Raw genomic sequence first — 12610 nt, 5'->3', positions numbered from 1 at the left:
TAGCTACATTGTCGATATTTTAAAAGTAAATTACACTAACCTTGTGATCACAAATTTAAAATGAAAAGGGGGTTAGTATATGTTTAACTTTAGCAGAAGGGCACGTGAAAATATGTGGGCATATCTTTTTATAGGTCCACAAATGATAGGGCTTACATTATTTATTATCGGTCCGATTATATTTGCTTTTGCTATTAGTTTTACAGAATGGGATATTGGTTCGACACCTACATGGTTAGGTTTAGAAAATTATACGAGGCAATTATCGGACTCTGTTTTTTGGAAAGTAGTGAGGAACACCTCGTTTTTTGCGTTGATTAATATACCTTTAACGATGATAGGTTCTTTAATCATAGCTCTGATGCTTAACCAAAACATCAAGGGAAAAGTCATTTTACGGACAGCGTATTTTATGCCTGTTGTCACCTCATCTGTAGCAGTAGCCTTAGTGTGGACGTGGATGTATAATCCTGACTTTGGTTTAATTAATTCAAGCTTAGGATTGATAGGCATTGAAGGACCGGGGTGGTTATCTAGTTTAAAGTGGGCTTTGCCGTCTATTGCTTTCATGACTATATGGCAAGGAATCGGATATAACATGATCTTATTTTTAGCTGGTTTACAAGGCATATCCAAGCAGCTTTATGAAGCCGCTGTCATAGACGGAGCTAACGGATGGCAAAAGTTTTGGAAAATAACCTTTCCCTTATTGTCTCCTACGATATTCTTTGTACTTGTCATGTTACTGATTAGTTCGTTTCAAATATTCAACGAACCCTATATGATGACCAAAGGAGGTCCAGCAGATGCAAGTAATGTCTTTGTATTGCACATCTATGACAAAGCATTTCAATTCTTTAAAATGGGAGAAGCTTCTGCGATAGCCTTTATCCTATTTATTATCATTCTGGTTTTTACACTGTTACAATTTAAATTCTCAAAGTGGGTGAATTACGATGCCTAGTATGACGTTAGGTCGTTCCAAAAGGTCTGACACACAAGAAAATGGAAAGAGAGTAAGACAATATTTTATGAAAGGTTTTATCTATATTGTTTTAATTACAGGCGCATTGATTATGCTGGTGCCATTTATATGGATGATCTCTACCTCTTTAAAGGGACAAGGAGCAGTATTTGAATACCCTCCTCGGCTTATTCCAAACCCTTTTGAGTTTGAAAATTACAGAAAAGCGTGGTCAGCGTTACCCTTTGCCTTAGCTTATTGGAATAGCCTAAAAATAACGGGGTTAGTGACAATAGGCACTTTAATTAGCTGTTCCATGGCAGGTTATGCTTTTGCTAAAATCAATTTTGTGGGGAAGAACTTTCTGTTTGTCGTGCTGTTAGCTACGATGATGATTCCAGGACAAATAACGCTCATTCCTATGTTTATGTTATTCAAAGAAATTGGTTGGGTGAATACACACCTTCCGCTTATTATACCACCAATTCTAACCAATGCTTTTGGCGTATTTCTACTTCGGCAATTTATGAGTACATTTCCAACTGAACTAGAAGATGCGGCTAGAATTGATGGGTTAAATACATGGCAGATTTATTGGAAGATAGTACTGCCAAATTGTAAGCCAGCTCTAGCTGCTTTAGGGATTTTTACTTTTATGGCAAACTGGAATAATTTCTTGGCGCCGCTTATTTATTTGAATGATGAATCTAAGTTTACAATTCCTTTAATTATTGCTTCATTTCAAGGACTATACACAACAGATTGGACGGTGTTAATGGCTGCTTCTGCTATATCACTTATTCCTGTATTAATCATTTATTTATTTGCACAAAGATATTTCATTGAAGGAATTACATTAAGTGGATTAAAAGGTTAGTTCTATATTGTAAGTATTCACCAACATAAAAAATGAATATTGAAAATTAAATATGAGGAGGGTTAAGATGAAAGAGATTACATTATGGGGTGCATTAGTATTGTCTTTGGTCTTATTAATGGTTGGCTGCTCCAATGATACCGGTTCAGAGGGTGATAGCGGAGAGGGTGATAAAGTAGAATTACGAATGTCCATTGTGGCAGGTACCGACGAGATGCCTGGATGGCAAGGAATAGTGGACGCCTTTAATGAATCACAAACGGATATTGAGGTGAAGTTAGAACGTTTGCCCGGAAGCTGGGATGAGTATAATCAAAAAATGACGGCTCAAATAGCTTCAGGTGATCCGCCTGATATTGGCAGAATCGGCGTAGCCTATATGCCCATGTATTCTTCCAAAGGACAATTAGAAGATTTATCGCCATTTATAGAATCATTAAACAAAGATGACTATTATGACTCTATTTTTACGGAATACACAGATGGCAATATATATGGTGCACCAATTGGAGTTTATACCATGGCAATGTATTATAATAAAAACTTATTTGATGAAGCAGGTATTGAATATCCGCCAGCAGATTGGGAAGAAGCGTGGACTTGGGATCAATATAAAGAAGCTGCAGAAAAGATAACGAAAGGTTCAGGAGCTAATAAACAATACGGGGCTTATGTAGGTTTTAACCCAGAACGGTCTATTCAATATTTATGGTCGAATAATGGTGGATTAATCAATGAAGAAATGACAGAACCCATTGTGAATACAGAAGAATCTAAAGAAGCATTAACATTTCTTCAAAGTCTTATACAATCGGGGATTTCCCCCACACCAGCAGAAACAGAAACGATGCCTGTCGATCAATTGTTTAAAACAGGGAGGTTGGGCATGATTGCAGAAGGTCAATGGATGATGCCGTCCTTTGCAGAAATTGATTCATTTGAATGGGGGGTTGCTCCGATTCCAAGAAGCTCTAAAGGGGAAGCTGTTACACCTAATTTTATAGACAAGTATGTTATCTATAAAGGTTCTGACCATGTAGAAGAGGCATGGGAGGCTATTGAATTCTTCATGAGCGAAGAAGCTGAAAATATTTTAGTGGATCATGGATTAGGAGGAATACCAACATTGAAATCAGTAGCTGAGGAACGAGAAAATGATATGTTTAATCCGTTAAATTCGGAAGAAAAAGCAGTATGGTTCCAATCAGTAGATTATTCAAGAGAAGTTCCTTTTACGAATAATTGGCAAGAATTGATGAATGAATCCATGAAGAAATTTGATTTGGTTGGTCTTGATGAATTAGAAGCAGATAAAGCAGCCGATGAATTAGCTCCAATATTAGAGGGACTGTTGGAGGAAGCAAATCAATAATCAATGGAGTGTACGGGAGTAAAACCCTGTACACTTTATTTCTAGAGAAGTCAATATGATAAAGAAAAGGCGGGATAACATATGACCACAAAAGTGATTGGGGAATTAATGTTTCAACCATTAACAACCAAAGAGATAAAGCCCAAGGGATGGCTATTACGACAGCTTCAGCTTCAAGCAAAAGGACTCAGTGGTAATTTAGACAAATTTTGGCCAGATATTAAAGATAGTAAATGGATTGGCGGAGATAAGGAAGGCTGGGAGCGAGTCCCTTATTGGTTAGACGGTTTTATCCCTCTAGCATATTTATTAGATGACGAAGATATGAAAGCTCGTGCAAAAAAGTATATCGATGCCATTATAGACGGACAAGAAGAAGATGGTTGGATTTGTCCATGTTCAAAGGAAGAGAGAGGCCAATATGATATGTGGGCCTTATTTCTACTATTAAAGGTATTGGTTGTTTACCATGATTGTAGTAAGGATGAAAGAATAGAAGAGGTTATTCATCGAGCGACTGTCCATTTTGACAAGCATATTGATCAATTCACTATCTTTAATTGGGCCTCTACCAGATGGTTTGAAATGTTGATACCAATATATTGGCTATATGAAAGAAGACAGGAAGACTGGCTGCTTCAACTAGCTGTTAAATTAAAGGCACAGGGCTTTGATTATCAATCTTTATATGAACATTGGCCGTATGAAAAGCCGAGCTCTTTTGGACATTGGAGTCAAATGAGTCATGTGGTGAATCAAGCAATGGCAGTGAAATCACTAGCTTTATTTAGCAGAATAAGCAAAAAAGAGACCGATCAACGTTTTGCAGATAAAATGCTTGAGCAATTATTAACATTTCATGGGACTGCCACGGGTATTTTCACTGGAGACGAATGTCTCTCAGGTGACAGCCCTACTCAAGGAACCGAACTATGTGCAGTAGCAGAATTTATGTATTCGTTAGAGAACCTAATTCAAGTAACTGGTGATGTAAAGTGGTCAGACCATCTTGAATATATCGCTTATAACGCTTTGCCGGCAGCAATTAGTCCTGATATGTGGTCCCATCAATATGATCAAATGGTAAATCAGGTGGAATGCAGCAGGATTGAAGAAGGAAAACAACCATTTCGAACGAATAATGGTGAGGCTCATATATTTGGATTAGAACCGCACTTTGGTTGCTGCACTGCTAATTTTAATCAGGCTTGGCCTAAGTTTGCCTTATCCACTTTTATGAAAACGAAGAAAGGAATCGCTTGTACCGCATTTGCACCTGCAGAAGTAGAAACAACTGTTGACGATCAAAGGATAAAGGTCCACCTTGCAACAGACTATCCATTTCGTAACACGATGCAATTCACCGTTCAAGTGGAACAACCGTGTGCATTAGATCTAGATATTAGAATTCCAGCATTTTGTTCCAGCGCAACGGTAAATGGAAAGCCGGCAAAGAGCGGGGAATACCATAATATATCTAAAGTATGGGAAGATGGAGAAACAATCGATGTGATTTTACACTATGAGTCGGAATTCATAAATAGGCCAGAGAATATGGTCGCAGTTAGAAGGGGACCGCTTCTGTTATCGATAGCTGTCGAAGAAGAGTGGAACAGAATAGATTACGGTGAAAGTGAAACTCTGCGGGTTTATCCGCATTGTGATTATGAAGTGACCCCTACATCATCTTGGAATTATGCCTATATAGATAAAGGAATAGACCTCCAATTCCATAAAGTGGGAGAGATTCCTTTTAATCCAGTTGAACCACCACTTGAAGCCTCGGCAAAGGTAGTAGAGATTGATTGGCCTCAAAAAGATGGGGTGGTTACAAGAACCCCGGCAGATAGAAAGCCAGTAAGTGGAGTAAAGAAGATTAAGCTTTTGCCTTATGGATGTACAAATTTAAGAATGACAGAGGTGCCGTTTATTGAGCTGTGAAAAATAGATGATTTTATTATAGAAGTGACTGGGTTGAGTGCCTGCTGATATTCTTTACTGTTGAATGTGTAAAAGCAACTATTTAACAACTTGGTATTTCAGATACAAACATAAATAAATCGGCCAATCATTAATTTGTGAATGATTGGCCGATTAGTATTTCTAAACGAAATCGTAAGGTCCTAATGTCTAAAAAGTTGAGAGAAATATGGTTACTTAGATTTTAAGTAAGTTTTCCCATCACGCTGTTCTACTTTCCCTTCTTTCAATAATTTACCAAGTGCACGTTTGAATGCTGCTTTACTTATGTGAAATGTGCCACGGATATCTTCAGGGTCACTTTTGTCGGAAAACGGAATAATGCCATTACTTTCTTCTAATCGAGCCAATATCATATCGGCATCTTCACCCATACTGTGTTGTTTTAATGGTCTGAGTGATACATTTAATGTGCCATCATGTTTCACTTCAATCACACGACCTTCCACTCGTTCACCTAAGCGCGGCTCTTCTTTTCGTTCGGTGTGATGGATAAACCCGCGATAGCCCTCGTCTGTTATACATGCAGATCCTTCTCTGTCTGTACGGTAGATGCGGCCACTGATAGTTGCATTCAATAGATCATCAGGGGCTAATTCAAATATTCTTTCCATAATGCCTTCTGTCGCAGGGAGTGCAAGCAAGCGTCCTTTGCGATCTTTGCCTAATGAAACATAAAGTTCATCACCGATGATTGGCCATACGCTTTCGAACAATGGTAAATCATCTTTTGATACGAGGATTTCTTTTGACGTACCAATATTAACAAATACACCTAAGTGTGGTAAGACTTCAACCACTTCTGCCCAGCCATACTTATCGATTTGAATAGTTGGTAATTGTGTCGTTGCAATAGTTTGTCCTTTTTTATCCTGGTAAAGAAAAACATCCACAGATTGTTCAGCCTCAAGTTCCGAGTCTGTTTCATTATGGTGCAGGAGGATGTCGTTTTCTAACACATAACCAGTATCAATTGTTCGCAGTACCTTCAGTGTTTGGATCGTACCTATTAGATTATTCATATTAAAACCTTCTTTCATATGTATTGGAAAAGGGGTACTCCTACTATAAGAGTACCCCTTTGATTGATAAAGTAACACATAAGATTTATGATTTATTTTATATCCTGACAAATTCAGGTGGGAAATTTCATTAATAGAATTTCACTTTACCGCGGTAAATATTCCACTGGGATTTCCTAACTTAAGCAACATAAGCCCTACCTGCTCTTACGTCCTTGCGACCCCTTAGTCGCGCCAGTGTGAATAAGTATTTTCAAAAATATGAAGTAGAATACCAGCTACACTTATTTGTTACTTTAGTTTGTTAACCTTAACATTCTCTCATAAATGAAAGGGAATGTCAATATTTACTTTTCACATTCCTTGCTTTATGCATCGCCTCTAAAAGACGATAGGTTTTATCACACTTGTATTCCCAGAACATAATGCCGCCTAGCCCTTCATGATGCACATAGTTACATTTATGTTTGATTGATTCTTCATCATCATAAGAAATAAAGGTACTTCCATCAAACAGGTAGGGTGCTTTTGCTTCATTATCCCAGAAGCGTGTGTAGCCATTTGTGTGAATATAATCAGAAGCAAGTTCGGTAAAATCAGGGCCGTATCCGCCTGAACCTGGCGACATCTGCAAATAACCGTTATTCTTATTCGGTACATTCTTCCACATCCGTGAATAGAAAGCAGCTCCTACAACAATTTTTTCACGTGGTACGCCTGCTTTCATAAATAAGTGGACAGATTGATCGACACTAATTCGGAATAAATCACCTGTCGGCGTATATAAATTCGTATGATGACCAGTAAGTACTTGGAAGCCGCCGCGCATATCATATGTCATCAGCTGCACATAATCCAAATACTGTTCTATCTTGTCCATTTCCGTTCCATCAATATAGTATTGATCAGCACCGGTTGCAATTGTTAGAAGAGCATACTTTCCTGTTTCCTGCTGGAGCGCGTCCAGTTCTTCCCAGATTTGCTTTAAAAGGTATGTAAAGTTTTCCTTATCATCTGGGGACGATTCAATACCAGCCTCTCCATAGCACGGATATTCCCAGTCAAGATCAATGCCATCCAGTTCCTTATATTCCCTTACAATTCGTACGGCACTTTCTGCCATCTTTTGTCTGCCGGCAGCAGTTGAAGCTGCTTCTGAGAATCCGCCTGCACTCCATCCGCCAACTGAGAGTAAAATAGTAAGCTTTGGATTAAACGCTTTAATTTTTTCAAGCTGATGCAAGTGTTTTAAATGATCAATACTGATTTCATCATTTTTTACATGACCAAACGCAATATTAATGTGTGTTAACTTTAGGGCATCCTCTTCTCGCAGATTTGGTAAGTCACTATCGCCCACATATCCGATAATTTTACATTCATTTCCCATATTCCATCCATCCTTCCCTAAGATCCGTTTTGATTACGTACGGTACAAATAACTGGAACGGCTTGCCTACCTATGTGTGTCGATGCTTCCATCAGTCTGTTTGACAATTCAATAATAGTTTCAAAAATCATTTTAGTAACTTGCTCTACTTGATCATCATCCCAGTTAATGTTACCGATGTCAATTCGATTGTATTCTATCAAATCAACATCAAGTATTTCAATTTTTTTAGGTTTCAAAAACATTTTGTTCGTAGTATACTTTCATCAAGTGTAAAGTGATAACGCTTTAATAAGGGATTTTTCCATAACCAAAATAAGAAGGTGACGAGATGATTGGCAATGTGCGCAAACATTTGCAAGACAAAGTGAAACATAGAATATGGCTGTTTTCCGATTTGCAGCAATCGATACCGGAACAAGCGGCTTATTGCTTGTCAACGGCAGTAGATGACTTTAAAGATTTACAGCTAGCATGTGATTACATATGGTACCTTGGTGATGCTGTGGAAGGAAGCAACAAGGACCAATTGCAAGAGATGATAGATATTCAATTGAATTTACTCAAACCTTTGGACATTCCTGTTCGATTTGTGTTAGGGAATCATGATTTCGATTATATGTGGGCACATCGAGGGGAAGCAGAACGATTGCCTGTTTTCTTTTATGAGGCTGTTGCTAATACAGATGGATGGAAAACGATTGATCAGCTCACATCCTTTTATTTTACGGAAGACATAGGGGATTATAAAATTGTTTTTCTGTCTGATCACGGGGATCCATTTGGAGAATGGATATCTACCCATGGTCTCATTCACGGAAACGAAGATAAGTATCCTTTTACAAAGGAAGATTTCTTGAAATTAAGACAGGAGATTGCACAAAGTTCAAAAAAAGTGATCACTGTATCTCATGGTTCCTTTGCTGGTGGTAATCGTGCTTTTCCGTTATGGGATCCGCTGTTACCATTGCCTGATAATGTGAAAGTCCATTTTTATGGCCATTCACATATTGGTGATGTTGTACATGGCAAAGAGCAAGCATATCGAAAAATTGCCTATGTTGACCATGAAAAAACGCCTCAGATCAATGTTTCCTCGTTGGAAAACCGGCGCGGAGATGAAGTACGCTCCGTTATTCTTGAAATATATGAAGACGATACGATAGGGGTTTATTTTAGAGACCATGAAAAGAAAGTTTGGGCTGATCTGTATATGATGGATGACAGAAGGTAAGTCAAAGACTGACGCAACAGTCGGTAATAAAATTTTTTACGTATACACATAATGAAGAGATATTATCCGAAACTGTCACAAGAGAAAATCTAGTGTGTCGGTTTCGGGTTAACTCATGCGATTTATATTGCTATATAACGTTAGACACCAGTATTTATCTATACACCTCCTCGTTTTTTCCTTATTCCAACCTTCCTCATAAACTATTATTCCATCTTAATAAGACAAAAATTGTTACATGACCTATTGTAGAGACGTCCTTTATTTCTTACGATAAATATATGTTTGGATATGGATTACAATAGATGGAGGCTAATAGTGATGCTGAAAAATAAAGATAGCTTTAAAATCTTACAATTAACCGATTTACACATCGGGGCCACCCCGTTAAATGCGGATGACCAGAAAACATTCGATCTGATCAGAACAGCAGCAAAAGAAACTGATCCTGATTTAATTGTGGTGACAGGGGATTTAATCTGGTCTGAGGGTGTAGAAGCTCCAGAGGAGAGTTTTCATGAACTGCTTGAAGTTTTTAACAGCTTAGAGAAACCAATTGCAGTAACCTATGGTAACCATGATACAGAAGAAGGTATTACTAGATCTGACTTAAGGGGATTAGAAAGTAAGCTGACACATGCCGTTGAAAAGAAACACAGCTTTATTATCGAAGATCGAGAGTCCTATTGTGTGGAAATCAGAGAAGTAAATGGCGATTTAGCACATGTCCTTTATATAATAGACAGCGGTGCAGACGATCCGCTTGGAATTGGTACTTATGAGTTTGTTCATCCCAAGCAGATAAACTGGTTTAATGATGTATCAGCCCTTTATCGACAAGAGAAAAAGCAAGCAGCAGAAGATCTGTTATTCCTCCATATTCCGCTGCCTGAATATCATGATGCTTGGGAAAATGGCCAAGCATTTGGTTATAAATATGAAGAGATCTCTTCCCCTGTAGTAAATACAGGCTTGTTTACCTCTTTATTATTAAACCAACAAGTGAAAGGCGTGTTCTGCGGGCATGATCATGATAATGACTTTGAGGCAGATTATTATGGAATAAGACTTTGCTTTGGCAGAATTACAGGCTTTAACTGTTATGGTGATATATCGCGCGGGGCGAGGGTATCAGGTGGATAACCGCTATACGGAAGCAGTTCAGTTAACGGAACAAGCTGATTTGGATTTAATTATGGTACTTAATAGTGATGAATATCATACAGATTGTGTTTTATCCGCCGCCAAAAACGGTAAAGATATATTAGTAGAAAAACCTATGTGTTTAACATTATCCGATGCCGATGCTATCATTGCAGCACGTGATAAATATAAAGTTAACATTATGGTTGGTTATATGAGACGATATGCCCCTGCATTTATAAAGGCTGTGGAAGAGGTTAAACAGCTACCTAAAATAAATTATGCTAAAATCCGTGGGATAATTGGACAAAACAAATTATTTATTGACCAGAGCAGTAAAGTATACCGATTTAATGATATTTCTTCAGCAGCAATGGAAGATAAGCAAATAAGGGCAAAAAATATGGTGAAAGAAGCAATCGGTTATGAAGCACCGAATGATTTAACGAGTGCTTATCGTCTCCTCTGTGGTTTAAGCAGTCATGACTTATCTGCAACTAGAGAAATAATTGGTGTTCCTAATCGAGTAGTTTCAGCAAGCAGATGGAATAATGGCCGGTTTATCACTGCAACCTTTGAGTATGATGATTTTTATGCTACTTTTGAAACAGGGGTAGATCATATTATTCGTTTCGATGCACATATTGAGGTTTTTGGCGAAAATAAACAAATCAAAGTTCAATATGATAGTCCATACATTCGTCATCTGCCAACTAAGCTAATTGTGGCAGAAACAGTGGGCGATCATTACGAACAGAAAGTTTGCCGACCTACTTTTAAGGATCCATATACACATGAATTTGAATATTTATATGATGTAATCACTAAAGGATTCACACCAAAAACAACACCAGAAGATTTTAAGGAAGATTTAATTCTATTTAATGAGATAATTAAAAAAATGGAACATTAATATTTGAAATATCTATTTTTGAATCCTAAACAACGAGATATAGAGGATATTTAGTATTGCCGCAGGGGCGGCAATACGGTTCAGGAATAGGATCATGTCGTTATTCATCATGACAGTCATCTCTCTACCTTCAGGATATGTTAGATACTGTGCGATTAGCGTTGCCAACCTTGGTGATTAATCACTTGGAAAGAAGAAGTGGAACGGGAATGGCACTAAAAAAACAGAGGTGTTCAATATGCTAAACAAAGTAGACCTAATGAAAAAAACAGCTGGAGAACAGGCGGCTGCATTTATTCAAGATGGCATGACAGTTGGATTAGGGTCGGGCAGTACGGTATATTGGGGAATTAGAAAGTTAGGAGAATTAGTAGAACAAGGGCTGAATATAAAAGGTGTACCTACCTCTAGGAAAACGGAAGGATGGGCAAAGAAATTTGACATTCCTCTTGTTGCTTTTTCTGAAATGAATAAATTAGATATAGCCATTGATGGGGCAGATGAAATTGATGAGCATTTTAACCTTATAAAAGGCGGCGGTGGTGCTCTGTATCGAGAAAAGGTCATCGGTGCGGCTGCCGATCAATTGATTATTGTGGTTGATGAGAGCAAAGTAGTGACACAGCTTGGTTCATTTCCACTCCCAATTGAAGTTGTTCCTTTTGGCTGGGAAAATACAGCAAGAAACATTGCTGGATTGGGCTGTACTCCGGAATTAAGAAAGAAAGACAAGTCCATTTTTATATCAGACAATAAAAATTATATTTTGGATTGTCAATTTCCCTCTATTTCTGCACCAGACCAACTGCATACACAACTTAAGCAAATGATTGGAGTAGTCGAAACAGGGTTGTTTATTGATATGACTAATAAAGTTATTATTGGAAGAACGGATGGTATTAGAATAGTAGATCGAGAAAGCAGCCCTATGTTAAAAATATAAAAGCGTTGAGCCATAAGCAATTACATCGAATATATCGATGTATTCAATAATATGCGCCCATCTTTTATGAGGAGATAGCTCTTTGGATAAGTATATTTCTTAAAGCTGCAGATTTATGTGCTTTGGCACAGGTCAAGCAGTGACAGACATTACTTGCAAGAAGAGCTATCTCCTATTTAGGATGCAGACAACTTATTAAGGTTATTTGGCAAGTCCCCTTGTTATTATGGATATTTATCCAATGGCTATAGAATCGGTTTATTTTCCCTCTAGCCTTTTCTTGATAACATTCACTAATGAACCAACTGTCCCTATAATAATCCCTATTACTATTCCTGTAGTTATGCTGTTAAAAAAGGCAAAGATACGGACGATAAGGTTTGCGGTGGTTTGTGGCAGATCACTTAAATTTCCGCCAAGCTGAATAGGTTCGTCAAACGCCATTCCCCATAACAGCTGATGGACAATTGCTAAAAAAATTCCATAGAAAAAACCGATTAATAATAAAGACAAGAAGGGTTTCTTCACATCTCGCCAAACGATATAGGCAATCCAAATAATGATGGGAACAAAAACAAATATGCTGTTGACTAGGCTTCCTTCTTCAATAATGTTTAAATCATGCAGGATTACCCGTGGAACCCCCAATAAGGAAAGTAATAATAATGTGAAGAATGGCATTCCTAAGTAATGACTTATTTTTGGGATAGACAACAAAAAAACTCCTTTCGTTTTGGTAATAAAGCTAGATGTAGTGGATGCTAGCGCCCGT

The 12610-nt window shown here is 37.8% G+C and carries 11 protein-coding genes; 8 read left to right on the top strand and 3 right to left on the bottom strand.

From position 1 onward, the window contains the following. The first annotated feature begins 79 nt into the window (after positions 1-79). From JOD18_RS09155 to JOD18_RS09140, 4 genes are all read left to right on the top strand, one after another. The gene (locus JOD18_RS09155; protein ID WP_204668647.1) at positions 80-964 is read left to right on the top strand and encodes a carbohydrate ABC transporter permease; all 885 of its coding nucleotides are present in this window, start codon (positions 80-82) and stop codon (positions 962-964) included. Then, positions 957-1841 (top strand): carbohydrate ABC transporter permease, encoded by an 885-nt coding sequence (locus JOD18_RS09150; protein WP_239588019.1) that lies wholly within the window; start codon positions 957-959, stop codon positions 1839-1841. Before JOD18_RS09155 ends, JOD18_RS09150 begins: the two co-directional genes overlap by 8 nt. Positions 1842-1908: 67 nt before the next feature. Further along, a complete protein-coding gene (locus JOD18_RS09145; RefSeq protein WP_204668646.1) occupies positions 1909-3213 on the top strand; it encodes an ABC transporter substrate-binding protein in 1305 nt (434 codons plus the stop codon). A gap of 81 nt (positions 3214-3294) precedes the next feature. Next, positions 3295-5154, top strand: a complete 1860-nt coding sequence (locus JOD18_RS09140) for a beta-L-arabinofuranosidase domain-containing protein (protein WP_204668645.1) — start codon at positions 3295-3297, stop codon at positions 5152-5154. Between the two features lie 212 nt (positions 5155-5366). Here the strand turns inward: JOD18_RS09140 and JOD18_RS09135 are convergent, their stop codons facing one another. Then, complete coding sequence (locus JOD18_RS09135) at positions 5367-6215, bottom strand: CvfB family protein (RefSeq protein WP_204668644.1); 849 nt, start codon at positions 6213-6215, stop codon at positions 5367-5369. Between the two features lie 340 nt (positions 6216-6555). Then, positions 6556-7605: a glycoside hydrolase family 18 protein gene (locus tag JOD18_RS09130; protein WP_204668643.1), complete on the bottom strand. Its 1050-nt coding sequence runs from the start codon at positions 7603-7605 to the stop codon at positions 6556-6558. Positions 7606-7936: 331 nt separating this feature from the next. Here JOD18_RS09130 and JOD18_RS09125 point away from each other — a divergent pair, with 331 nt between their 5' ends. From JOD18_RS09125 to rpiA, 4 genes are all read left to right on the top strand, one after another. Then, positions 7937-8839 carry a metallophosphoesterase gene (locus JOD18_RS09125; RefSeq protein ID WP_204668642.1) on the top strand — a complete coding sequence of 301 codons (903 nt, stop codon included), beginning with the start codon at positions 7937-7939 and terminating at the stop codon, positions 8837-8839. Positions 8840-9160: 321 nt separating this feature from the next. Beyond that, the gene (locus JOD18_RS09120; RefSeq protein ID WP_204668641.1) at positions 9161-9982 is read left to right on the top strand and encodes a metallophosphoesterase family protein; all 822 of its coding nucleotides are present in this window, start codon (positions 9161-9163) and stop codon (positions 9980-9982) included. Then, positions 9975-10895, top strand: coding sequence for a Gfo/Idh/MocA family protein (locus JOD18_RS09115; protein ID WP_338029512.1), 921 nt, complete (start codon positions 9975-9977; stop codon positions 10893-10895). The genes JOD18_RS09120 and JOD18_RS09115 overlap by 8 nt, the downstream gene beginning before the upstream one ends. 238 nt (positions 10896-11133) lie before the next feature. After that, positions 11134-11838 carry a ribose-5-phosphate isomerase RpiA gene (gene rpiA, locus JOD18_RS09110; RefSeq protein WP_204668639.1) on the top strand — a complete coding sequence of 235 codons (705 nt, stop codon included), beginning with the start codon at positions 11134-11136 and terminating at the stop codon, positions 11836-11838. A 258-nt stretch (positions 11839-12096) separates the two neighbouring features. On the opposite strand, the gene JOD18_RS09105 is transcribed toward rpiA, so the two are convergent. Beyond that, positions 12097-12552 (bottom strand): hypothetical protein, encoded by a 456-nt coding sequence (locus tag JOD18_RS09105; RefSeq protein WP_239588018.1) that lies wholly within the window; start codon positions 12550-12552, stop codon positions 12097-12099. Positions 12553-12610 lie beyond the last annotated feature (58 nt).

Source organism: Gracilibacillus alcaliphilus (genome assembly GCF_016909015.1).
Taxonomy (GTDB): Bacteria; Bacillota; Bacilli; order Bacillales; family Amphibacillaceae; genus Gracilibacillus; species Gracilibacillus alcaliphilus.
The sequence above is the reverse complement of the archived record's forward strand: the minus strand, read 5'-3'. Positions and strand labels throughout refer to the sequence as shown.

What these genes read in the sequence shown, in the direction of transcription:
- JOD18_RS09155 (WP_204668647.1), top strand. Translation starts at nt 80, where the DNA reads ATGTTTAACTTTAGCAGAAGGGCACGTGAAAATATGTGGGCATATCTT.
- JOD18_RS09150 (WP_239588019.1), top strand. Translation starts at nt 957, where the DNA reads ATGCCTAGTATGACGTTAGGTCGTTCCAAAAGGTCTGACACACAAGAA.
- JOD18_RS09145 (WP_204668646.1), top strand. Translation starts at nt 1,909, where the DNA reads ATGAAAGAGATTACATTATGGGGTGCATTAGTATTGTCTTTGGTCTTA.
- JOD18_RS09140 (WP_204668645.1), top strand. Translation starts at nt 3,295, where the DNA reads ATGACCACAAAAGTGATTGGGGAATTAATGTTTCAACCATTAACAACC.
- JOD18_RS09135 (WP_204668644.1), bottom strand. Translation starts at nt 6,215, where the DNA reads ATGAATAATCTAATAGGTACGATCCAAACACTGAAGGTACTGCGAACA.
- JOD18_RS09130 (WP_204668643.1), bottom strand. Translation starts at nt 7,605, where the DNA reads ATGGGAAATGAATGTAAAATTATCGGATATGTGGGCGATAGTGACTTA.
- JOD18_RS09125 (WP_204668642.1), top strand. Translation starts at nt 7,937, where the DNA reads ATGATTGGCAATGTGCGCAAACATTTGCAAGACAAAGTGAAACATAGA.
- JOD18_RS09120 (WP_204668641.1), top strand. Translation starts at nt 9,161, where the DNA reads ATGCTGAAAAATAAAGATAGCTTTAAAATCTTACAATTAACCGATTTA.
- rpiA (WP_204668639.1), top strand. Translation starts at nt 11,134, where the DNA reads ATGCTAAACAAAGTAGACCTAATGAAAAAAACAGCTGGAGAACAGGCG.